Below are 21042 nucleotides of genomic sequence, written 5' to 3'. Positions count from 1 at the left end.
TTTTTTTTTTTTTTACATAAAAGGCAAAAGCCAAAATATAGTGGTAAAAGGAGGGAACGAAAGGGGGAGCGTCATGATTGTTCATGTCGTAAAGCGCGGGGAGACGCTTTGGCAGTTGGCTCAGCGTTACGGCGTTCCACTCGAGCGGATTGTCGCCGCCAATGAACTGAGCGACCCGAACCGGCTAGCCGTTGGCCAAGCGCTCGTCATCCCGGTTCCATATCGTTACCATACGGTCCGCACAGGGGAAACGTTATGGCAAATTGCGCGCCAGTATGGAGTGGCGGTCGAAGCGATTATACAGGCGAACCGGATCACGAATCCGTCGCTCCTTTATCCAGGGACAACGTTGTTCATCCCAGCGCGCATCCATACGGTGCGAAGCGGGGAGACGCTGGCGCAAATCGCTTCGTTCTACGGAGTGACGGTTCAGCAGCTGATCGAAGTAAACGATATTACCGATCCGAACCGGATCGTCCCCGGACAGCGGCTCATCATCCCGCCGGCGAAGCCGCTCATCGAGGTGAACGCATTTACGGTGGACCAAGGGGAGAAAGGAGCGGAGCAAGTGCGCGAAGTCGGCCGCCATTTGACCTATGCCGCGCCATTCGCCTACACGATCCGCGCCGATGGCGGGCTCAATCCGATCAATGATACAGCATTCATTCAGGCGGCTTATGCCGCCCGTGTCGTGCCGATGATGACGATCACGAACTTTACGTACCAAGACCCGGGCTCGAGGCTGGCGCAGACGATTCTGGCCGACGTTGCGCTGCAAACGCGATTGCTTGACAACGTCATTCAAGTGATGCGAGCAAAAGGGTACCGCGCGTTGAATGTCGATTTTGAAAATGTCTATCCGTCCGACCGCAAGCGGTATAACGAGTTTTTGCAGCGGGCGGCCAACCGGCTTCACGCCGAAGGGTATGTTTTATCGACGTCGCTGGCGCCCAAAATAAGCGCTGAACAAAAAGGGCTGCTGTACGAAGCGCACGACTACCCAGCCCACGGACGCATCGCTGATTTTGTTGTCCTTATGACCTATGAGTGGGGCTACCGATTTGGGCCGCCGCAAGCCATTTCGCCGGTGAATCAAATTCGGCGCGTGCTCGATTATGCGGTGACCGCCATTCCGCGTAGCAAAATCATGATGGGGTTTCAAATTTATGCCCGCGACTGGGTGCTGCCGCACGTGCAAGGGCAAGAGGCGGAAACGTTCAGTCCGAAAGAGGCGCTAGAGCGCGCCATTCGCTACGGGGCGTCCATCCAATACGATGCGGCGGCCGCCTCGCCGTTTTACCGGTACACGGACGAGCAAGGCCGCCAGCACGAAGTATGGTTTGAAGACGCCCGCAGCGCGTTGGCGAAATTTGAATTGGTGAAAGAATACGGATTGCGCGGAATCAGCTACTGGGTGCTCGGGTATCCGTATCCGGAAAACTGGGTGCTGTTAGAAGACAATTTCCGCATTCGCAAGCGGGGATAAGCGGTTCGAGCGTATGCGCCGGTCATCGGGCATGCGCTTTTACTTTGTTTCTTGGAGTTCGAGCCGCTTTTTTAGCTGATAAATTTCCAGATCGTGCTGGCCGATCTTATGGTTTAAATATTCAATCGCAATGTTCGCGTTGCGCCAATCATGTGACAATATCTCGAACATGCGCCGATGGTCGGCCAGCTCGTCCTCGATTTTTTTGAAATGGCTGCGCGTCTCGATAATGAAATGGTCCAACTTTTCCTCGAGGCGTTGTTGCTGTTCTTCGAGGCGTTGTTGCTGTTCTTCGAGGCGCTGTTGTCGTTCTTCGAGGCGTTGTTGTCGTTCTTCGAGGCGTTGTTGTCGTTCTTCGAGGCGTTGCTGTCCGGCTTCTAGGCGGTCGAGGCGTTCATGAATCGGCTGCAACTCCTCTTTCAGCACCGAGCGAAGCAATTCGACAAGCTCGTGAGACATTCTGCATCCCTCCTTTCAGTTTAGTTTTATTGTATCATTGCGTTCATGAGCTGTCATGGCAAATCGCAAAGGAGTACGAATGTTTTGAAAGGAGATCCATTTGTTGAAACGAATATAGTGATCGAAAGGATCGATTTTCTAGTTGGTGGGATCCAGTGACATGAAGAGTATGAAGAAGTTTGTGAAAAAGTTGAAGAAGAAGGGAGAGGATCAAGTTGAATTTCACATGGGTCGCTGAACGGTTTCGACGTTTTGCTGTTCATGAATGCCGTGGTTCTAGCCCGTTGTATGAACAGCTTTCTCTCCATATTGCCAGAGATGAGAAGCTTCTCTATCTTGCTTCGCATGCCCGCAGCGGTCAACCGATTCCCAACTTGTTGTTCGGAGCGGTGCATGATTTGTTGCTAAAAGGGTATGAACATGGGTTGCGCGAATTTTACGGAAGTATTGTTAAGGAGCCGCGGGCACCGGAAGCTGCTTTTCCTTATTTTCGCGATTTTTGTCTTCGTTACTGGGAGGATATAAAGAACATTTTGGTTCACCGGCTCGTGCAAACCAATGAAGTCCGGCGTTGTGCATATTTATACCCCGTGTTTTGTTGCATTTATGAACAAGTGAAAAAGCCTTTGTCACTCATTGAAATTGGCACAAGCGCCGGTCTGCAATTGGCTTGGGATCAGTACCGGTACGATTATGGCTGGGGGCGTCCGTACGGAAATCTGGATTCTGATGTCCTTATTGCATCAAACATTCGTGGCGACCAACGGCCATTATTGTTGCCGGAAAGCCCGCCGGTCGCTGAACGGATCGGTATCGATTTGCATGTGATTGACTTGAAAAAAGAGGATGATCGACGATGGATGAAGGCGCTCATTTGGCCCGAACATAAAGACCGGCGCCAATTGTTTGAAAAGGCAGCCAGATGTCTGGAACAAACGCCGATTCGTCTGATCGAGGGAGACGGGGTTGAACTTCTCTCTGATCTTGTTGCACAAGTTCCGTCCGATACCGTTGTTTGCATCTTCCACACGCATGTCGCGAACCAAATGTCAGATGAGGCAAAGCGTGGATTGCTTGAGCAGCTTCGTGAAATCGGCCGCCAACGGGATTTGTTCCATGTGTATAACAATATGTGGGATCCGAAACTGCATCTGGATCGCATGATCAATGGCCGAGAATGCCGGCAAATCGTTGCCGAAACCGACGGCCATGCCCGCTGGTTTCGTTGGGAGGCGGATGGATGTGGATGAGGAGGCGACAAGGAAACGAAAAAAGAATTCCAAATAAAGTAAGATAACGACTCCCCCGTTCTCGTCCATACTAAACTGTAAAGATGGACGAAATGGGGGAAAACGATGAAACCGTTTGTGCCAAAACTTGTGTATTTCGAACCGGAGGCGTTGTCGTACCCGCTCGGAAAGGAATTGTACGAGAAATTTACACAAATGGGAATCGAGATTCGCGAGACGACATCGCACAACCAAGTGCGCGGCATTCCGGGAGAGACGGAGCTAGCCCGGTATCGAAATGCGAAATCGACGCTCGTTGTTGGCGTGCGGCGGACGCTGAAATTTGATTCATCGAAGCCGTCAGCCGAATACGCCATTCCGTTGGCAACCGGATGTATGGGCCATTGCCATTATTGCTATTTGCAAACGACATTAGGAAGCAAGCCATATATCCGCGTGTATGTCAACTTGGACGACATTTTCGCTCAAGCGCAAAAGTATATTGACGAGCGCGCACCCGAGATTACTCGCTTCGAGGCGGCATGCACGTCCGACATTGTCGGGATCGATCATTTGACCCATTCGCTGAAAAAAGCGATTGAGTTTATTGGCGCGACCGACTACGGGCGGCTCCGATTTGTGACGAAGTATGAGCATGTCGACCATTTGCTTGATGCCAAGCATAACGGCAAAACGCGGTTTCGCTTCAGCGTCAACTCCCGCTATGTGATCAACCATTTCGAGCCGGGAACGTCCTCCTTTGACGCGCGGCTTCAAACAGCGCGCAAAGTGGCCGGTGCCGGCTATAAGCTCGGCTTTGTCGTCGCGCCGATTTACCGGCATGACGGCTGGGAACAAGGGTATTTTGAATTGTTTCAGGAGCTCGCCCGGCAATTGGAAGGGGTGGACTTATCTGATTTGACGTTTGAGCTCATCCAGCATCGGTTTACCAAGCCGGCCAAGCGGGTCATCGAGCAGCGTTACCCGAAAACCAAGCTCGATTTGGACGAATCGAAGCGCAAGTATAAGTGGGGGCGGTACGGCATCGGCAAATATGTGTACCGTGACGAGGAAGCGCGGGAGCTGGAGGAAACCATGCGCTCGTATATTGCTCGCTTTTTTCCATCGGCCCAAGTGCAGTATTTTACGTAATATTCCCTTCATGGTATAATGGGATTGATTGCTATTTTTTGTTTGCCTGGGCGGCCGACTGGCCCGGCAGCGTCTAGCCGAAGCGGGCAAAGCGGCAATGTTCATGAGAGATGCTGACGGCCGCTGCACTTGTCTGCGGCAGACAAATGTAATGGGAGGGGACAAACGTTGCCGACACCAAGCATGGAAGATTATATTGAGCAAATTTACATTTTGATTGAAGAAAAGGGCTATGCCCGCGTCTCTGACATCGCTGAAGCGTTGTCCGTCCATCCCTCCTCGGTGACGAAAATGGTGCAAAAGCTCGATAAAGATGAGTATTTAGTGTATGAGAAATACCGCGGACTCGTCTTGACGCCAAAAGGAAGAAAAATCGGCCAGCGGCTCGTCTACCGCCATGAGCTGCTTGAGCAGTTTCTCCGTTTGATCGGTGTCAGCGAAGAAAACATTTACCGCGACGTGGAAGGGATTGAACACCATTTGAGCTGGAACGCCATCGACCGGATCGGCGATTTGGTGCAGTATTTTCAAGAGGACGAACGCCGCCTTGAAGCGCTGCGCGATGTCCAAAAGCGCAATGAACAAGGAGAGTAAGCCGATGCTTGCTCTTTTTTGTTTGCCGTACTAAATGTCCTCCTTTTTTCTTACATATGTATAAACGGCAAAAAGGGGGAGGCGGCGGTGGACATTGATCTTGTCTTTTCCGGCGGCGGGGTGAAAGGGTTTGCGTTGCTTGGAGCGTATGAAGCGATTGAGGAAAAAGGTCTGCGCTGGAAGCGGCTTGCCGGCACGAGTGCGGGAGCGTTGCTTTCGGCGCTGCTATCGGCAGGCTACAGCGCCCGCGACATCGCCCGACTGCTTGAGGAGTTGGAGTTGGAGCAGTTTTTGGATGAACGGCCGCTATGGATTCCGTTTTCGCTTTGGAAATGGGTGCGCCTGTATTGGCATCTTGGGCTGTATCAAGGAAAGGTGTTTGAGCGGTGGCTCGAGGCGGCGCTCGCCGCCCGCGGCGTGCGGACGTTTCAAGATGTGCCGGCCGGCAGTTTGTATATCGTCGCTTCCGATGTGACGAACGGACGCATCGTCGTGCTGCCGGACGATTTAGCCATATACGGCATTGACCCTGGGTCGTTTTCCATCGCCAAGGCAGTGCGGATGAGCATCAGCATTCCTTATTTCTTTGAGCCGGTCCGCCTTCGCGGGCGAAACGGTGTGGCTTTCATTGTCGACGGAGGGGTGTTGAGCAACTTTCCGCTGTTTTTGTTCGATGAAGAAAAGAAGAAAAAACGGCCGGTGCTGGGCGTTCAGCTGAGCCCAAAACCAGGGGAGCGGCCGAAACGAACGATCACCAATGCGCTCGATTTGTATGAGGCGCTGTTTGCGGCCATGAGAGAGGCGCATGATGCGCGCTACATTTCGCGCCGCCATGAAAAAAACATCGTCTTTTTGCCGGTGGACAACGTTATTTCCACGGAATTTTCCATCGACCTGGAAGCGCGCCGGCGCCTGATCGATTACGGACGCGAGCGGACGCGGCAGTTTTTGCGCCAATGGGCGTACTAGACGGGAAAGCGACAATAGGTCACACCTCTGCCGCCGATTTTTTAGCTGAACGGCAGAGGCAAACAAAAAAGAATCAAGCTAAAACGAAGCTCGATTCTTTTTTTTGCCTTTTTTGCCCTCGATCACGGTCAAGTGCGGAATGGCCGTCCGTTTTTTCAGCGGCCGCTTCAGTTTCGCCGGCTTTGCTTGTTTGCGCCCGGAGCGGGGATGGAGCTTTTTCGACTGCCGCACCGCCTTTAAATACGATAACCGATCTTGATCGGTGCGGCGTTGGTATACGAACCGGTAGAAGAGATAAATGGCGGCCAAAAACAGCGCAACAAACAGCAGCTGGCGGAACAGCACCGTCGGATGGGCAAAAAGGGTATAGACAATGCCAAGCGTTCCAAGCAAAATCATAAGCCCGACAAGCGGATGAATGGCCCGGCGCCGCAATGAGTCCACCCCCTTTGATCGATTACTGCACCGCTTGTTTCCTTTCGGCTTCCGCTTCCAAATCAAGAAGCCGCTGAAACGAGGCGATGGCCACTTCCACTTGGTCATCGTCCGGTTCTTTTGTCGTCAACCGCTGCAGCCATAGCCCGGGATAGCCAAGCCAGCTTAGCAGCGGAATATCCCTCAATTTATTTGTAAACTGCAAGACTTCAAACGAAACGCCAAGCACGACAGGAATTAAAGCGAGCCTGTTTGCGATTCGCAGCCAAAGCGGATCCGTCGGCACGAACAAATAAAGGAACAAGCTGATCATGACAGTAAATAAAATGAAGCTGCTGCCGCATCGGTAGTGAAGGCGCGAGGCGCGCTGGACGTGCTCAACAGTGAGCGGCCACCCTGCTTCAAAGGCGTTGATGACTTTATGTTCCGCCCCGTGGTATTGGAACACGCGTCTAACAAGCGGCGTCAACGAAATAAAGTAAATGTAGCCGAGCAAAAGAGCAAGCTTAAAGGTTCCTTCAAGCAAAATTTGCCCCATTTTCCCCGGTACGAGCGGTTTAAAGGCGTCGGCGGCGAGCGCCGGAACGAGCGTAAAAATGGTTTTGGCGAATAAAAACGATAGCACGCCGATGACGGCGGCGCCGAGAATCAGCCCGAATTTGGAGCGTCTTTCTTCGGCGGCCTGTTTTTCGTCCGAGGACGCCTCATATTGTTCGCTGGCAAACTGCAAATGCTTGGCCCCGTTTGCGCTCGCCTCAATAATGGCGACAATGCCGCGGACAAACGGGATTTTTTTCAGGGCAGCCAGCGTCGGATGGCTGCGGCGAGGCAGCGTAAAATAGTCAATCGTCCCGTCATGACGGCGAATAGCGGTGACGGAGTGCGTCTTGCCGGCAAACATCACCCCTTCAACGACCGCTTGGCCGCCGTATAACGGTTTCTCCATTGATGATTTCATCAGGCCAACACCAACCTATTTTTTATGTTTATTATTTTATTCTACAAGAAACATCCGGAAACCTCTAGGTTGATGCTACTATTATGATTTCCAAAAAATCCATGATTTACACAAGGGCGGTCATTTTTTCGTTTGATTCATGGGATGGTCGGCTGTCGGTCATACTAACAGACAAGGAGGTGTACGATGATGGCGGAACAAAAAGGGAAGCTTGAGCAGGAGGAGACGGAGCGGCCGATGACGCTCATACAAAAAACGATCATCATCGGGTTTGTCGGCGGGGTGTTTTGGAGTTTGATCGGCTATTTGGCTTATTTTTTCCATTTCAGTGAAATCAGTCCGAATATGATTCTCATCCCGTGGGTTGCCGGGGACTGGAAATATGGGAAAGCCGGCAATTATGCGGCCATCGTGCTGATCGGCATCATTTCCATTGCGGCGGCGCTTTTGTACTACGCGTTCCTGCGCAAGATCGCCGGTATGTGGGCGGGAATGGTATATGGCGTGGTGCTTTGGATGATTGTCTTTTATTTGTTTAATCCACTGTTTCCAAACGTCCAACCAGTTGCAGATTTAGAAACGAATACGATTATTACGACGCTTTGCTTATACATTTTATATGGCGTATTTGTCGGGTATTCGATTTCTTTTGAAACGCAAGAAATGAATCGAACGGCGTTAAATGTCGGAAAAGAGGCGGCAAATGAAGGAAACTGACGAAGCTTCTTTTCGCTCTCATCCGCTGAAGTAAGTGCTGCATCAAGCGCCGCGCGGACGTCTAGCGGAAACGACCATCTTTATGGTAAAATAAAGAAGGTTTTGCATGTTTCAGCATCAGTCCATGGCTGCTGCGGGCGCTCGTGAAACTGGCGCGCCTACGAGGTTTTTCGCGTCATCCTGACCGCGAAGATTTTCTCCGCTCTCGACGCAGGCAGCGGAGGAGACGAGCACACTCTAAGGGAAGAGGAGACGGAAACATGGAAAAGCTGGAAAAGCTTCGGGAGCTTCTTGACGAGCAGCATATCGACGGGCTGTTAGTAACAAACGGCTACAACCGCCGCTATTTGACCGGGTTTACTGGCACGGCCGGCGCTGTACTTGTCAGCCGTCAAGGGGCGGTGTTGGTTACGGACTTCCGCTACGTCGAACAAGCATCGAGGCAAGCCCAAGGGTTTGAAGTCGTCCAGCACAGCGGGCCGATCATCGAAGAAATTGCCAATCAGGTGAAGCGGCTTGGCATCAAGAGGCTTGGCTTTGAGCAAGAACATGTCACCTATGCCGCATACAAGTCGTATGAAGAAGCCATCCGCGCTGAACTCGTGCCAACGTCTTGGCTCGTAGAAAAATTGCGCTTGATTAAGTCAGAGGCAGAGATTAAGATATTAAAGGAAGCAGCAGAAATCGCCGATGCGGCGTTTTCGCACATTTTGTCGTTCATCCGTCCAGGCGTTAAAGAAATCGAAGTGGCGAATGAGCTGGAATTTTTTATGCGCAAACAAGGGGCGTCTTCGTCCTCCTTTGATACGATCGTTGCCTCCGGCTACCGTTCGGCGCTGCCGCACGGGGTGGCGTCAGAGAAAACGATCGAGCGCGGCGAGCTCGTCACGCTTGATTTCGGGGCTTACTATAAAGGGTATTGTTCCGACATTACGAGAACGGTCGCCGTCGGCGACATTAGCGTGGAGCTGCGGACGATCTATGACATCGTTCTTGAAGCGCAGCAACGCGGCATGAACGGGCTCAGGGCAGGCATGACCGGCAAAGAGGCTGATGCGCTCACGCGCGATTACATCCGCGAAAAAGGGTATGGCGACTATTTCGGCCATTCGACCGGCCATGGGATTGGATTGGAAATTCACGAAGGGCCGACGCTTTCGTTCCGTTCGGATGTCGTGCTTGAGCCAGGCATGGTTGTCACCGTCGAGCCGGGCATTTACATCCCGGGGCTTGGCGGGGTGCGCATCGAGGACGATACGGTCATCACTGCTGACGGGAACGAAGCGCTCACCCATTCGCCAAAAGAACTGATCATTTTATAATGGATTGCGTGAGGAGGATTTCGGCTAATGATTTCAGTCAACGATTTTCGCACAGGACTTACGATTGAGGTGGACGGCGAGATTTGGCGCGTCCTTGAATTCCAGCACGTCAAGCCGGGCAAGGGGGCGGCGTTCGTCCGTTCGAAGCTGCGCAATTTGCGCACCGGCGCCATTCAGGAGCGGACGTTCCGCGCCGGCGAAAAAGTGAACCGGGCGCAAATCGACACACGCAAAATGCAATATTTGTACGCCAACGGCGACCAACACGTTTTTATGGATATGGAAACGTACGAACAAATCGAGCTGCCGGCGAAACAAATCGAGCATGAATTGAAGTTCTTGAAAGAGAATATGGAAGTATTTATTATGATGTACCAAGGCGAAACGATCGGCGTCGAGTTGCCGAACACCGTCGAGCTGAAAGTCGTCGAAACAGAGCCGGGCATTAAAGGTGACACCGCTTCTGGCGGTTCGAAGCCGGCGAAGCTCGAAACCGGCCTTGTCGTTCAAGTGCCGTTTTTCGTCAACGAAGGCGACACGCTCATCATTAATACGGCCGACGGCACGTACGTTTCGCGGGCGTAAGCGCAAGCCCGACAGGCACCGTCTCGGACACCTTCCGGGGCGGTGTTTTTTATGCGCAAAATGGGCGACGTTTTGCTCTCCCCCATCGTTTTCCTCAGTAAAAACTTCTTCTGAAACGGCTTGTTTTCGCATACGTTTGTACTAATCGATCCCATTTGGCAAAACAGGAGGGGAACATGAAACATTGGCTGCGATCAATCGACCCGTCCGTTATGGCCATGGCTGGCATGCGGATGGTGTCCGCGTTCATTGAACTGAGCGCGGCGCTGTTGATGCTTGTGTTCAATGACGTGAAAAAAGCGCTTGCCGTTAATGCTGCGCTTGCTGTCGTCGGTCCAACCGTCATGATGGTGACCATGGCGATTGGACTGCTTTCGCTTGCGGACGAGCTCTCGTTTTCACGGCTTGGGCTTGTGGCGCTCGGGATCGCGCTCATTTTGTTCGCGATTTACAAGTAAGGCATAAACGGCGCATTCCGCCCATACATATGAACTAGTCCACAAGAAAAGGGGGAGGGCCATGGAAGCGGTGTGGGGAATTTTGCCGAAAACGGTCGCCGCCGCGTTGCAGCACCATCTTCCTTCATGCCGCCGCGGAATTGAAGAAATCCGCATCCGCGTCTCCCGGCCGCTTGAGGTGATCGTCGACGGAACGGCCCGATTGTTGCCGTATGAAGTGACGAAAGAAGACGGCGTGCATTTGCTCAACAAATTGAGTCATTATTCGATCTATGCCGTCGAAGAAGAGCTGAAGCGCGGATTTATGACGATTGAGGGGGGGCATCGTGTTGGGCTGGCCGGCAAAGTCATTACGGAAGGGGGCAAGGTGAAAGCGATCCGCGATGTTTCCTCGTTTAACATTCGCATCGCCAAGGAACAGATCGGCATCGCCGAGCCGCTGATTCCGTATGTGTACGACGGCCGCTGGTGTCATACGATGATCATCGGCTCGCCGCAGACGGGAAAAACGACGCTCCTGCGCGATGCGGCGCGCTTGATTAGCAGCGGGACGGGGCGCATTCCGGCGCAAAAGGTGGCGATCGTTGACGAACGATCGGAAATCGCTGGCTGTGTGAAAGGGATTCCTCAGTTTTCGTTCGGCCCGCGCCTTGACGTGTTGGACGCCTGCCCGAAAGCGGAAGGGATGATGATGATGATCCGCTCGATGAGCCCTGATGTCATGATTGTCGACGAAATCGGGCGCGAGGAGGACAGCGAGGCAGTGCTTGAAGCGGCCAATGCTGGCGTCTCTGTATGGACGACTGTGCACGGCCGCAACATCCAAGACGTCTGGCAGCGTCCGACGCTCGGCCCGGTGATGGAACAAAAGGTGTTTGAACGGTTTATTGAGCTGACGAACATTCCCCATCCCGGCTCCATCCGACGCATTCTCGACGCTGGCGGAACGGTGCTGTATGAAAGGGCGGTGGTCCAGCGATGAAATGGTTTGGCGCTCTGTTGATTCTCGCCGCCTCAACATGGCTTGGGTTTGCCGCCGCCCGCGTGTTGCACGAGCGGCCGCGCCAGCTCCGCCAGCTGAAAGCGGCGCTGAGGGCGCTTGAGGCGGAAGTGATGTATGGCCATACGCCGCTTGCCGACGCCGCTATGCATCTCGCCCGGCAAACGGCCGCCCCGTTGTCCGAATTGTTCGAGCGGTTTGCCGCCGCGTTATGCACAGAAGAAACGAGCGCCGCCGAGGCATGGGAAAAAAGCTTGCGAACCGTATGGGGAAAAACCGCTCTAAAGCAAGGAGAATTTGAAGTGATGAAACAATTTGGCGCCACGCTTGGCCAATACGACCGGCTCACCCAGCAAAGGCAAATCGCGCTGGCGCTCGCCCATCTTGAGCGGGAGGAAGCGGAAGCGCTAGACAACCAGGCGCGCTACGCCAAGATGGCGAAAAGTTTAGGCGTGTTGGCCGGCCTGCTGCTCGTCATTTTACTCATGTAGACAGGAGGCAGAATCATGGGCATCGATGTCGATCTCATTTTGAAAATCGCCGGCGTCGGCATCGTCATCGCGTTTTTGCATACGGTGCTCGATCAGATGGGGAGGAAAGAATATGCCCAATGGGTGACGCTGCTCGGCTTTATTTATATTTTGTTTATGGTCGCTTCGATTGTAAGCGATTTGTTTCAAAAAATTAAAGACGTCTTTTTGTTCCGCGGATAGGGGGAGAGGCCATGGACATTTTGCAAATCGTCGGCCTCGGGTTGATCGCGACGTTTTTGGTCGTGTTGCTGCAAGAGCAAAAGTCGAATCTGGCTTTTTTGTTGACCGTGTTTGTCGGCTGCACCATTTTTCTGTTGTTGGTCGATCAAATCAGCAGCATTTTGGCGATGTTGCGAAAAATGGCCGAAGGCGCCCATATTCAGATGGTGTATTTAGAGACGATGCTGAAAATCATCGGCATTGCCTACATTGCCGAGTTCGCTGCCCAAATTTCCAAAGACGCCGGCCAAGGGGCGATCGCCGCCAAAATTGAGCTCGGCGGAAAAATCATCATTTTGGCGCTGGCGGTCCCGATTTTGACGGCGATCATTGAAGCGGTCATCGGCCTCATCCCGTCGGCGCGCTAAAGGGGGGAACGGATTGAAGCGAACAGCGTTCCTTATTGTCGGGCTGCTTTCTCTCTTTTTTTGTCCGTTGGTCGTACAAGCCGCAAGCGATGGACCGTCGGTCAGCGAGCAGCTCGCTCAGCTCGATGTGAGCGATATCCGCCGCTATTGGGAAACGATCGTCAGCGAGTATGGAGGGTTTTTGCCGGAAAGCGAGAAAGGGCCGCTCACCGATTTTTTAAGCGGCGACAAGCAATGGTCGCCGGCCGAATGGCTGAAGGCGCTCGCCCGCTATTTGTTTTATGAACTGCAGGTGAACGGCAAACTGCTCGGCACGCTCATTTTGCTTGCTGTCTTCAGCACGGTGCTGCAATCGCTGCAAAATGCATTCGCTCAGCAGGAAGTAAGCAAAATCGCCCAGGCGGTCGTCTATATGGTGCTCTTGTTGATCGCCTTAAACAGCTTTCGCCTTGCGGCGGATTATGCGCTTGAGGCGGTGCGGACGATGAGCCATTTCATCATCGCCCTCGTTCCGCTGCTGCTCGCCCTGCTCGCCACTTCCGGCGGGGTCGCGTCGGCGGCGTTTTTCCACCCGATCATTTTGTTTGTGATGAACACCACTGGCACGGTTGTGGAATACGTCACCTTGCCGCTTTTGCTTCTGGCTGCGCTGCTTTCGGTCGTCAGCACGCTCAGCGACCGTTACAAGGCGACTCAGCTCGCCGATTTGCTCAACAAAGCCGCCCTCGGTTTGCTCGGCCTCATTTTGACCGTGTTCCTTGGCGTCATGTCCGTGCGAGGAGCGACAGCGGCCGTGGCTGACGGCGTGGCGCTCCGGGCGGCGAAATTTGTCACCGGCAATTTCATCCCGGTCGTCGGCAAGCTGTTCACTGATGCCGCCGATACGGTCGTCGCCGCTTCCATGCTGTTGAAAAATACGGTCGGGTTGGTCGGGGCGGCGATTTTGCTCATGATCGCCATCTTTCCAGCGGTGAAAATTTTCGCCATCGTCATCGTCTACAAACTATCGGCTGCTCTTCTGCAGCCGCTTGGCGGCGGACCGGTATTGTCCTGCCTCAACATCATCGGCAAAAGCATCGCTTACGTGCTGGCGGCGCTGCTCATTGTGTCGCTCATGTTTTTCTTAAGCCTCACCATCATGGTGATGGCCGGGAACATTACGATGATGGTCCGCTAGGGGGAGCGCTATGCAGCTAGTCATTGAGTGGGTGACAAACATCATTTTGTTTTTGTTGTTTGCTATCATCATCGATTTTTTGCTGCCGTCGGGGACGATGCAAAAATACGTGAAAATGGCTGTCGGGCTTATGCTCGTTCTCGTGATGCTCGCTCCGGTACTCAGGCTCGCTTCCGTTGATCCCGAGCAGCTCATCGCGTCGGCGCTCGTCCATTTTTCCAACGGCCGTGCGGGGGAGGAGGCAATAAAAAATCAAATCGAACAGCAGAAAAAAGAAATACAAGCCTCGCAACGCGCATATATTTTAAAACAAATGGCTGTCCAGCTCGAAAACGATGTCAATGAGGAGTTGATGGAAAAGTATGGGCTGAAAGCGGATGTCAACGTTTACGCCAAGCCAGGCGACGACTGGCGCATGCCGGATGACATCAAGACGATTGAGGTCGTCCTTTCGAAACAGAAGTTAGCCGGTTCGGTGGAACCGGTTGTCATCGATACGACGAAGCCGCCGGCTTTGCCGGAGGGCGATGCTTCGCTGGCAGAGGAGGTGCGCGCTTTTCTCGCCGGCCGATGGGAAATCGATGAAGATAAAATTGACGTGCAATTTAGGGGGAGGGAATAGAGGGGGGATGTTGCCGCTCATCAAACGGCTCTTTTCTTCAGCGCCGAAAGACGGGGAAGGAGCACAGAAAAAATGGCCGTTTTCGTACGTCGTCGTCCTGCTGTTGGCTGGTGTCGCCTTGATGGCGGCAAGCCATTGGGCAAACAGTGGAGAGGAAGCCGAAGCGAAGCCTTCCGCCGGGCAGCCGTCCGCTCCAGCCGAGCCGGCATTCCTGGCAAGCAAGGAGACGAAAGAGAAAGTGATCGCCGCCTATGAGGAGCGGTACGAAAAAGAACTGAAAGCCGCTCTTGAGGCGATCGAAGGGGTGGATGATGTCACGGTCGTCGTCAATCTCGATTCCACGGAGTTGAAACTGTATGAGAAAAAGCGTTCGACTCAGCAGCAGACAACGGAAGAGAGCGACAAGGAAGGCGGGAAGCGGACGATCGAAAACGAGTCGACCAATGAAGAAGTCATCATTATTCATAACGGCGAAGAAGAAACGCCGCTTGTCGTCGCCACGAAAAAGCCGGACATCCGCGGCGTTCTCGTTGTCGCCAAAGGGGCGGATAATTTGCAAATCAAAAAATGGATCGTCGAGGCGGTGACGCGCGTGTTAAACGTTCCGAGCTACCGCGTCGCTGTCTTGCCGAAAAAATGACCGGGTAAGGGGAGGAGATCGGCATGTTGAAAAAACAAACCGTATGGCTGTTGACGATGTTGAGCTTGGTCGTTGTGCTGTCGGTCTATTACGTGACAGCTCCAAAAAATATGAACGACAGTCCGGCATTTACCGCCAATAAGAAAACGGAAAAAACAACCGATCAGCCGAGCGTCGCTGTCGAAGAGGCGAAAAAGCCGTCCGCGTCTGGCGAAACGGGCGACGACTTGTTTACAGCGCTGCGCATGAAAATTGAGGATGAACGGAGCCGGCTGCGCGATGAGCTGAACGCCATTGTCGCTTCAGCGAACGCGACGGCGGAAGAAAAAAGTGAAGCGCTCGACAAAATTGAAAAATTGCAAGCATTGTCCGAAAAAGAAGCAACGTTGGAGACGCTCATCAAATCGAAAGGCGGTTATGAAGACGTGCTCGTGCGCGCCGATGACAACCAAGTGCGCGTGACGATCAAAGCGAAACAAAACTCAGCTAAATCGGCGAATGAAGTCATTCATATGGTGAAAAAAGAAATACCCGATGCTGAATACGTGACGGTTGAGTTTCAGCCGGCTGGATGAACGCGCTGCTCTTTAGGGCAGCTTCTTTTTTTGCGGAAAAGTCTTTTGTTTGTCCTACTGTTGTGTGTATAATCGTTATGGACACGTTTAGGCACCGCCAGAAAGGAACGGGCTGCACGATACTTGGAGAAAGGTGTGAGATCGATGAAAATTCAAGAAATCCGTGAATTGATCCGCTTGGTCGACCAGTCCTCAATTGACGAATTCGTATACGAACAAGGCGAAACAAAAGTACATATGAAAAAAGGAACGGCTGCTGTCGCCGTTGCGTCGGCTGCGGCCGCACAGACGGCGGTCGCGCCGCCGGCGCCTGCCGCTCCGGCAGCGGTCGAACCGGCTTCGGCAGCTGCTCCCGTTCAAGCAGCGGCCTCAGAAGCGCCGGCACCGAAAGCGGAAACGCCGGTAGTCAAAGAAGAAAAGCCGGCTGTGGAAGGCAACTTGCATCAAATTACTTCGCCGATGGTCGGCACGTTCTACGCAGCGCCGGCGCCGGACAAGCCGCCGTATGTGAAGCCGGGCGACAAAGTGAAAAAAGATACGGTCGTTTGCATCATCGAGGCGATGAAGCTGTTTAATGAAATTGAAGCGGAAGTCGATGGCGAAATTGTCGAGGTGTTGGTGCAAAACGGCCAGCTCGTCGAATATGGCCAGCCGTTGTTTTTAGTCAAGCCTGAATAAGGGAGAGAACGGACGATGATCAAAAAAGTGTTGGTGGCGAACCGCGGGGAAATCGCCGTCCGCATCATCCGCGCCTGCCGCGAGCTTGGGATTGAGACGGTCGCTGTCTTTTCGCAAGCCGACCGCGACGCCTTGCACGTGCAGCTGGCTGATGAGGCGTACTGCATCGGGCCGACCGCTTCGAAAGACAGCTATTTAAATTTCACAAACATTATGAGCGTCGCCACGCTGACTGGCTGTGACGCCATCCACCCCGGTTACGGGTTTTTGGCGGAAAATGAAGCGTTCGCCGAGCTGTGCCGTGAATGCAACGTGACATTTATCGGCCCAAGTCCGGAAGCGATTGCAAAAATGGGCATTAAAGACATCGCTCGCGAGACGATGCGCGAGGCGGGGGTGCCGATCGTGCCTGGGTCGCGCGGGGTTATCGAAAGCCTTGATGAGGCGCGGGCGATTGCCGAAGAGATCGGCTATCCGGTCATCATTAAAGCGACGGCCGGCGGCGGCGGGAAAGGAATCCGCGTCGCCCGCGACGAAGGCGAGCTCGTCAAAGGCATCAACATCACCCAGCAGGAAGCGGCGACGGCGTTTGGCAACCCAGGCGTCTATATTGAAAAATATATCGAAGATTTCCGCCATGTCGAAATTCAAGTGCTCGCTGATTCGTACGGCAATACGATTCATCTCGGTGAGCGCGACTGCTCGATCCAGCGCCGGCTGCAAAAACTGGTCGAGGAAGCGCCGTCGCCGGCGCTTGACGACGAGATGCGCCGGAAGATGGGCGAGGCAGCCGTCAAGGCGGCAAAAGCGGTCAACTACACCGGCGCCGGCACGGTTGAATTTATTTATGACCACCGGAACAAGCAATTTTACTTCATGGAGATGAATACGCGCATTCAAGTCGAGCATCCGGTCACCGAACTGATCACCGGCATCGATTTGGTCAAGGAGCAAATCCGCATCGCCGCCGGTGAAAAGCTGTCGATCACCCAAGAGGACGTCACGTTTAACGGCTGGGCGATCGAGTGCCGGATCAACGCCGAAAATCCAGCGAAAAACTTTATGCCGTCGCCGGGGAAAATCGCCATGTACCTGCCGCCGGGCGGCCCGGGCGTGCGCGTCGATTCCGCCGTCTATCCAGGCTATACGATCCCGCCGTATTATGATTCGATGATCGCCAAATTGATCGTTCATGCGCCGACGCGTGCGGAAGCGATCGCCCGCATGAGACGGGCGCTTTCGGAGTTTATCATCGAAGGCATTCATACAACGATTCCGTTCCACATAAAATTAATGGAGCATGAGAATTTTCAAAGCGGTGAGTTTAATACGAAGTTTTTGGAGTTATATGATATTATGAAGGCGGAATAGGAGGTGCCTTATGTCTGAGCATGTCTTTGAAACAGAGCAAGTGTACCCGGCGCTCGGCAAGGTGGAAATTGCACCGGAAGTGATTGAGGTGATCGCTGGCATCGCGGCGTCAGAAGTCGACGGCATCGCGCAAATGCGCGGCAATTTTGCCGCCGGCGTCGCCGAGCGGTTTGGAAAGAAACACCATGGCAAAGGCGTCAAGGTTGATTTGCGCGACGACGGCGTCGTCATCGATCTTTATTGCCTCGTCCAGTTTGGCGCATCGATTCCGAACGTGGCGAAAAAGGTGCAGGAAAATGTGCGCCAGGCGCTTTGGAACATGACCGGCCTCGAGGCGAGCGAAGTGAACGTTCATATCGTCGGCATCCAGTTTGAGGGCGGCAAGCAGGAACAAGGCGTGGTCGAACAGTGATCTCGCAAGGCAGTTGCTTTTTCGGCGGCTGCCTTTTTGTTTTTTTGGCCAAAGTTTGTTATTGTAATGAACGAGGCCGTTATGGCGCAACCAACGGCAGCGCGAATGATTTGTGGGAAAAGGCTGGCTTTTTCCGAAAAATATGATATGATTTCATTGTGAATGTTCGTTTTTTGGAAAGGGGGACCGCCATGAAGCGGCATGAAGCACGGGAAAAGGCGTTGCAGGCGCTGTTTCAAATCGATGTCGGACGCATTCCACCAGACGAGGCGCTCCACAATGTCACGGGCGGCGGCGACATCGACCCGTTTTTGCGCCAGCTCGTCTTTGGCGTCGTCGAGCACCAGGAGGAGATTGACGAGCTGTTGCGCGCCAATTTGGAAAAATGGACGCTTGAACGCGTCGCCAACGTTGACCGCGCCATTTTGCGCATGGCGACGTACGAGATGAAATACGCCGATGATGTGCCGGTAAGCGTCAGCCTCGATGAGGCGGTCGAGCTGGCGAAAAAATTCGGCGATTGGAAATCCGGAAGTTTTGTCAACGGCGTGCTTTCGAAAGTGAAGGCGGCGCTGCAAAAATAAAACCGGCTGCATCGCGGGCAGATATCGAACGATGAACGAGGAGAGGGGAACGAAACACGATGACAGCACAAATCATTAGCGGAACGGAGATGGCGAGGACGATTCGCACCGCATTGGCGGATGAAGCCGCACAGTTGAAAGCGGACGGCGTTGAGCCGGGGCTGGCCGTCATTCTAGTCGGCGACGATCCGGCATCGCATTCGTATGTAAAAGGAAAACAAAAAGCGTGCGCCGAGGTCGGCATTCGCTCGTTCCTTTACACGTTTCCGGCGGCGATCGACGAAGAGACGCTGCTTGCGAAAATCCGCGAGTTAAACGTCGATCCGGCGGTGCACGGCATTTTAGTGCAGCTGCCGCTGCCGGATCACATTTGCGAATGGTCGGTCATTGAAACGATCGCACCGGAAAAAGATGTCGATGGGTTTCACCCGATCAATGTCGGAAAAATGATGATCGGCCAACGGGCGTTTCTCCCTTGCACTCCGCATGGCATTTTAGTGATGGTGCAATCGGCCGGCATTGACATCGCCGGCAAGCACGTCGTCGTCGTCGGCCGAAGCAACATCGTCGGCAAACCGGTTGGCCAGCTGTTTTTGCGCGAACATGCCACCGTCACCTACACTCACTCGAAAACGCCGGATTTGGCCGCCATCACTCGGCAGGCGGACATTTTGATCGTCGCTGTCGGCAAGGCGCGCCTCATCGGCCCGGAACACATCAAGCCCGGGGCGGTCGTCATCGACGTCGGCGTCAACCGGCTTGAGAACGGCAAATTGTGCGGCGATGTCGATTTTGACGCTGTGAAAGAAGTGGCTGGCTATATTACGCCGGTGCCGGGTGGAGTCGGGCCGATGACGATTACAATGCTCTTGCACAACACGATTGAAGCGGCACGGCAGCTGGCCGCAAAGTGAGGGCAGGATCAGTGGAAGTGAAATATGTGACGGTCGGGGCGTTGACGAAGTACATCAAACGCAAGTTCGATGTCGACCCGCATTTGCGCGATCTATGGGTGAAGGGCGAGATTTCGAATTTTAAGCAGCATTCGCGCGGCCATATGTATTTTACGTTGAAAGACAGCCAAGGACGCATTGCCGCCGTCATGTTCGCCGGCTACAACCAGCATTTGCCGTTCCGCCCTGAAGATGGGATGAACGTGCTCGCGCGCGGGGAAATTTCCGTCTATGAACCGAACGGCAACTATCAGCTTTATGTCAAAGAAATGCAGCCGGAAGGTGTCGGAAGCCTCTATCTAGCCTACGAACAGCTGAAGCAGCGGCTCGAGGCGGAAGGGTTGTTTTCGCCGGTCCATAAAAAGCCGCTTCCAGCCTTCCCTCGCTGCATCGGCGTCGTTACATCGCCGACTGGAGCGGCGGTGCGCGATATTATGACGACGATTCGCCGCCGCTATCCGCTCGCTAAAGTCATTTTGTTTCCAGCGCTCGTTCAAGGGGACGGGGCGGCGCCCTCCATCGTGCGCGCCATCGAGCGGGCGAATTCGTTCGGCGGGGTTGATGTGCTGATTGTCGGCCGCGGCGGCGGCTCGATCGAAGAATTGTGGGCGTTCAATGAAGAAATCGTCGCTCGCGCCATCTTCGCCTCAAAAATACCGATTATTTCCGCTGTCGGCCATGAAACAGATTTTACGATCGCCGACTTTGTCGCCGATTTGCGGGCGCCGACGCCGACGGCAGCAGCTGAGATGGCGGCGCCGCATGTTGGGGAGCTCGCTGAGCGGCTCGCCGAGCGGAAATGGCGGCTCATCCGCGCCATGAAAGAGCAGCTTGCCGCTGATAAAGAGCAGCTTCGCCGGCTGCAAGGATCCTACGCATTCCGCTATCCCAAGCGGCTCTATGAACAAAAAGAACAGCAGCTTGATGCGTTGCTTGAGCGGCTTAGCCGCCAACGCGAACGGCTCGTCGACAAACATCGTCAGCGGTTGCATGAGCTTGACATGAGACTATGGCGGCACCATCCAGCTGCAGAGCTTGAGCGGATGAAAGAACGGCAAAAGGCGGCCGCCAATGCGCTGGAAAAAGCGATGCGCACCGCGGTGGAGCGCCATCGGTTCCGCTTTCGCTCCAACCTCGCCCGGCTTGAGGCGCTCAGTCCGCTTCGCATCATGGAGCGCGGCTACAGCTTGGTGTACAATGAGCAGGGCGAGCTCGTGAAACGAACGAACCAGCTTCGAATCGGCGAGCATCTTTCCATTCAAGTTCAAGACGGACGAGTCGATTGTCAAGTGACGGGAGTGGAGGAAAAACACGTATGAGCGAAGAAAAAGAGATGACGTTTGAAGAAGCGATGAAAAAACTGGAGGAAATCGTCGAAAAGCTCGAGGAAGGGAACGTGCCGCTTGAGGAGGCGATCGCCTTTTTTCAAGAAGGCATGAAACTGTCCAAGCTTTGCCATGATAAATTGCAGCATGTGGAGAAACAGTTGGAGTACATGCTGCGTGAAGACGGCGAGCTTGTCCCTTTTTCGCCGGAGGAGGAGTGA

27 protein-coding genes are annotated in these 21042 nt (G+C 53.8%); 24 read left to right on the top strand and 3 right to left on the bottom strand.

Features of this window, described 5'->3' with window-relative positions; all coding sequences use genetic code 11:
- Positions 1-73: 73 nt before the first annotated feature.
- Entirely contained in the window at positions 74-1486 is a 1413-nt protein-coding gene (locus JCR24_RS11360; RefSeq protein WP_015375388.1) for a glycoside hydrolase family 18 protein, read from the top strand.
- Positions 1487-1525: 39 nt separating this feature from the next.
- Here JCR24_RS11360 and JCR24_RS11355 read toward each other — a convergent pair whose 3' ends face one another.
- Complete coding sequence (locus JCR24_RS11355; protein ID WP_020756522.1) at positions 1526-1945, bottom strand: hypothetical protein; 420 nt, start codon at positions 1943-1945, stop codon at positions 1526-1528.
- A 215-nt stretch (positions 1946-2160) separates the two neighbouring features.
- On the opposite strand from JCR24_RS11355, the gene JCR24_RS11350 reads away from it, so the two are divergent.
- The 4 genes from JCR24_RS11350 (at position 2161) to JCR24_RS11335 (ending at position 5889) form a co-directional block, all read left to right on the top strand.
- The gene (locus JCR24_RS11350; protein ID WP_033013471.1) at positions 2161-3195 is read left to right on the top strand and encodes a DUF2332 domain-containing protein; all 1035 of its coding nucleotides are present in this window, start codon (positions 2161-2163) and stop codon (positions 3193-3195) included.
- Between the two features lie 105 nt (positions 3196-3300).
- Positions 3301-4326, top strand: a complete 1026-nt coding sequence (gene splB, locus JCR24_RS11345) for a spore photoproduct lyase (RefSeq protein ID WP_238980641.1) — start codon at positions 3301-3303, stop codon at positions 4324-4326.
- 168 nt (positions 4327-4494) lie between these two features.
- Positions 4495-4920, top strand: a complete 426-nt coding sequence (mntR, locus tag JCR24_RS11340; protein ID WP_011231898.1) for a transcriptional regulator MntR — start codon at positions 4495-4497, stop codon at positions 4918-4920.
- 87 nt (positions 4921-5007) lie between these two features.
- Positions 5008-5889 (top strand): patatin-like phospholipase family protein, encoded by an 882-nt coding sequence (locus JCR24_RS11335; protein WP_021322362.1) that lies wholly within the window; start codon positions 5008-5010, stop codon positions 5887-5889.
- Positions 5890-5967: 78 nt separating this feature from the next.
- On the opposite strand, the gene JCR24_RS11330 is transcribed toward JCR24_RS11335, so the two are convergent.
- Both JCR24_RS11330 and JCR24_RS11325 read right to left on the bottom strand, forming a co-directional pair.
- A complete protein-coding gene (locus JCR24_RS11330; protein ID WP_021322363.1) occupies positions 5968-6324 on the bottom strand; it encodes an SA1362 family protein in 357 nt (118 codons plus the stop codon).
- 22 nt (positions 6325-6346) lie between these two features.
- A complete protein-coding gene (locus tag JCR24_RS11325; RefSeq protein WP_031206531.1) occupies positions 6347-7282 on the bottom strand; it encodes a DUF1385 domain-containing protein in 936 nt (311 codons plus the stop codon).
- A 186-nt stretch (positions 7283-7468) separates the two neighbouring features.
- Between JCR24_RS11325 and JCR24_RS11320 the strand changes: the two genes are divergently transcribed.
- The 19 genes from JCR24_RS11320 (at position 7469) to JCR24_RS11230 (ending at position 21042) form a co-directional block, all read left to right on the top strand.
- Positions 7469-7999, top strand: a complete 531-nt coding sequence (locus JCR24_RS11320) for a YqhR family membrane protein (RefSeq protein WP_011231894.1) — start codon at positions 7469-7471, stop codon at positions 7997-7999.
- A gap of 260 nt (positions 8000-8259) precedes the next feature.
- The gene (locus JCR24_RS11315) at positions 8260-9321 is read left to right on the top strand and encodes a M24 family metallopeptidase (RefSeq protein ID WP_031206532.1); all 1062 of its coding nucleotides are present in this window, start codon (positions 8260-8262) and stop codon (positions 9319-9321) included.
- A 27-nt stretch (positions 9322-9348) separates the two neighbouring features.
- Entirely contained in the window at positions 9349-9906 is a 558-nt protein-coding gene (gene efp, locus JCR24_RS11310) for an elongation factor P (protein ID WP_011231892.1), read from the top strand.
- A 176-nt stretch (positions 9907-10082) separates the two neighbouring features.
- Positions 10083-10364 (top strand): YqhV family protein, encoded by a 282-nt coding sequence (locus tag JCR24_RS11305; protein WP_011231891.1) that lies wholly within the window; start codon positions 10083-10085, stop codon positions 10362-10364.
- Positions 10365-10425: 61 nt separating this feature from the next.
- Positions 10426-11346, top strand: coding sequence for a stage III sporulation protein AA (gene spoIIIAA / locus JCR24_RS11300; RefSeq protein WP_238980640.1), 921 nt, complete (start codon positions 10426-10428; stop codon positions 11344-11346).
- A complete protein-coding gene (spoIIIAB, locus tag JCR24_RS11295; RefSeq protein WP_025948975.1) occupies positions 11343-11855 on the top strand; it encodes a stage III sporulation protein SpoIIIAB in 513 nt (170 codons plus the stop codon). Before spoIIIAA ends, spoIIIAB begins: the two co-directional genes overlap by 4 nt.
- Before the next feature lie 15 nt (positions 11856-11870).
- Positions 11871-12077, top strand: a complete 207-nt coding sequence (gene spoIIIAC, locus JCR24_RS11290; protein WP_011231888.1) for a stage III sporulation protein AC — start codon at positions 11871-11873, stop codon at positions 12075-12077.
- Positions 12078-12088: 11 nt separating this feature from the next.
- Complete coding sequence (gene spoIIIAD, locus JCR24_RS11285; protein WP_238980639.1) at positions 12089-12484, top strand: stage III sporulation protein AD; 396 nt, start codon at positions 12089-12091, stop codon at positions 12482-12484.
- Between the two features lie 13 nt (positions 12485-12497).
- Positions 12498-13661, top strand: a complete 1164-nt coding sequence (spoIIIAE, locus tag JCR24_RS11280) for a stage III sporulation protein AE (protein ID WP_238980638.1) — start codon at positions 12498-12500, stop codon at positions 13659-13661.
- Positions 13662-13671: 10 nt separating this feature from the next.
- Positions 13672-14283 carry a stage III sporulation protein AF gene (gene spoIIIAF / locus JCR24_RS11275; protein ID WP_238980637.1) on the top strand — a complete coding sequence of 204 codons (612 nt, stop codon included), beginning with the start codon at positions 13672-13674 and terminating at the stop codon, positions 14281-14283.
- A 7-nt stretch (positions 14284-14290) separates the two neighbouring features.
- On the top strand, positions 14291-14923 hold the full coding sequence (gene spoIIIAG, locus JCR24_RS11270) for a stage III sporulation protein AG (protein WP_011231884.1): 633 nt from the start codon (positions 14291-14293) through the stop codon (positions 14921-14923).
- Between the two features lie 23 nt (positions 14924-14946).
- The gene (locus JCR24_RS11265; RefSeq protein WP_015375377.1) at positions 14947-15498 is read left to right on the top strand and encodes a SpoIIIAH-like family protein; all 552 of its coding nucleotides are present in this window, start codon (positions 14947-14949) and stop codon (positions 15496-15498) included.
- A 144-nt stretch (positions 15499-15642) separates the two neighbouring features.
- The gene (gene accB / locus JCR24_RS11260; RefSeq protein WP_011231882.1) at positions 15643-16176 is read left to right on the top strand and encodes an acetyl-CoA carboxylase biotin carboxyl carrier protein; all 534 of its coding nucleotides are present in this window, start codon (positions 15643-15645) and stop codon (positions 16174-16176) included.
- A gap of 15 nt (positions 16177-16191) precedes the next feature.
- The gene (gene accC, locus JCR24_RS11255; protein ID WP_011231881.1) at positions 16192-17547 is read left to right on the top strand and encodes an acetyl-CoA carboxylase biotin carboxylase subunit; all 1356 of its coding nucleotides are present in this window, start codon (positions 16192-16194) and stop codon (positions 17545-17547) included.
- 10 nt (positions 17548-17557) lie between these two features.
- The gene (locus JCR24_RS11250; RefSeq protein ID WP_011231880.1) at positions 17558-17959 is read left to right on the top strand and encodes an Asp23/Gls24 family envelope stress response protein; all 402 of its coding nucleotides are present in this window, start codon (positions 17558-17560) and stop codon (positions 17957-17959) included.
- Positions 17960-18150: 191 nt separating this feature from the next.
- Positions 18151-18543, top strand: coding sequence for a transcription antitermination factor NusB (gene nusB, locus JCR24_RS11245; protein ID WP_011231879.1), 393 nt, complete (start codon positions 18151-18153; stop codon positions 18541-18543).
- A 59-nt stretch (positions 18544-18602) separates the two neighbouring features.
- Positions 18603-19457, top strand: a complete 855-nt coding sequence (gene folD, locus JCR24_RS11240; RefSeq protein ID WP_011231878.1) for a bifunctional methylenetetrahydrofolate dehydrogenase/methenyltetrahydrofolate cyclohydrolase FolD — start codon at positions 18603-18605, stop codon at positions 19455-19457.
- Positions 19458-19468: 11 nt separating this feature from the next.
- The gene (gene xseA, locus JCR24_RS11235) at positions 19469-20815 is read left to right on the top strand and encodes an exodeoxyribonuclease VII large subunit (protein ID WP_011231877.1); all 1347 of its coding nucleotides are present in this window, start codon (positions 19469-19471) and stop codon (positions 20813-20815) included.
- Positions 20812-21042 carry an exodeoxyribonuclease VII small subunit gene (locus tag JCR24_RS11230; protein WP_012820585.1) on the top strand — a complete coding sequence of 77 codons (231 nt, stop codon included), beginning with the start codon at positions 20812-20814 and terminating at the stop codon, positions 21040-21042. Before xseA ends, JCR24_RS11230 begins: the two co-directional genes overlap by 4 nt.

Origin of the sequence: Geobacillus sp. YHL (genome assembly GCF_022341265.1) — a bacterium.
GTDB classification, from domain to species: domain Bacteria; phylum Bacillota; class Bacilli; order Bacillales; family Anoxybacillaceae; genus Geobacillus; species Geobacillus thermoleovorans.
Note: the sequence above shows the minus strand (reverse complement) of the source record. Positions and strands in the feature narration are given on the sequence as shown.

Coding starts and splice junctions, on each gene's coding strand:
- JCR24_RS11325 (WP_031206531.1), bottom strand. CDS start 7,282: ATGAAATCATCAATGGAGAAACCGTTATACGGCGGCCAAGCGGTCGTT.
- splB (WP_238980641.1), top strand. CDS start 3,301: ATGAAACCGTTTGTGCCAAAACTTGTGTATTTCGAACCGGAGGCGTTG.
- spoIIIAG (WP_011231884.1), top strand. CDS start 14,291: ATGTTGCCGCTCATCAAACGGCTCTTTTCTTCAGCGCCGAAAGACGGG.
- nusB (WP_011231879.1), top strand. CDS start 18,151: ATGAAGCGGCATGAAGCACGGGAAAAGGCGTTGCAGGCGCTGTTTCAA.
- JCR24_RS11265 (WP_015375377.1), top strand. CDS start 14,947: ATGTTGAAAAAACAAACCGTATGGCTGTTGACGATGTTGAGCTTGGTC.
- spoIIIAA (WP_238980640.1), top strand. CDS start 10,426: ATGGAAGCGGTGTGGGGAATTTTGCCGAAAACGGTCGCCGCCGCGTTG.
- JCR24_RS11230 (WP_012820585.1), top strand. CDS start 20,812: ATGAGCGAAGAAAAAGAGATGACGTTTGAAGAAGCGATGAAAAAACTG.
- spoIIIAD (WP_238980639.1), top strand. CDS start 12,089: ATGGACATTTTGCAAATCGTCGGCCTCGGGTTGATCGCGACGTTTTTG.
- accB (WP_011231882.1), top strand. CDS start 15,643: ATGAAAATTCAAGAAATCCGTGAATTGATCCGCTTGGTCGACCAGTCC.
- folD (WP_011231878.1), top strand. CDS start 18,603: ATGACAGCACAAATCATTAGCGGAACGGAGATGGCGAGGACGATTCGC.
- JCR24_RS11315 (WP_031206532.1), top strand. CDS start 8,260: ATGGAAAAGCTGGAAAAGCTTCGGGAGCTTCTTGACGAGCAGCATATC.
- JCR24_RS11305 (WP_011231891.1), top strand. CDS start 10,083: ATGAAACATTGGCTGCGATCAATCGACCCGTCCGTTATGGCCATGGCT.
- spoIIIAB (WP_025948975.1), top strand. CDS start 11,343: ATGAAATGGTTTGGCGCTCTGTTGATTCTCGCCGCCTCAACATGGCTT.
- JCR24_RS11360 (WP_015375388.1), top strand. CDS start 74: ATGATTGTTCATGTCGTAAAGCGCGGGGAGACGCTTTGGCAGTTGGCT.
- efp (WP_011231892.1), top strand. CDS start 9,349: ATGATTTCAGTCAACGATTTTCGCACAGGACTTACGATTGAGGTGGAC.
- JCR24_RS11250 (WP_011231880.1), top strand. CDS start 17,558: ATGTCTGAGCATGTCTTTGAAACAGAGCAAGTGTACCCGGCGCTCGGC.
- JCR24_RS11355 (WP_020756522.1), bottom strand. CDS start 1,945: ATGTCTCACGAGCTTGTCGAATTGCTTCGCTCGGTGCTGAAAGAGGAG.
- spoIIIAC (WP_011231888.1), top strand. CDS start 11,871: ATGGGCATCGATGTCGATCTCATTTTGAAAATCGCCGGCGTCGGCATC.
- JCR24_RS11320 (WP_011231894.1), top strand. CDS start 7,469: ATGATGGCGGAACAAAAAGGGAAGCTTGAGCAGGAGGAGACGGAGCGG.
- spoIIIAF (WP_238980637.1), top strand. CDS start 13,672: ATGCAGCTAGTCATTGAGTGGGTGACAAACATCATTTTGTTTTTGTTG.
- accC (WP_011231881.1), top strand. CDS start 16,192: ATGATCAAAAAAGTGTTGGTGGCGAACCGCGGGGAAATCGCCGTCCGC.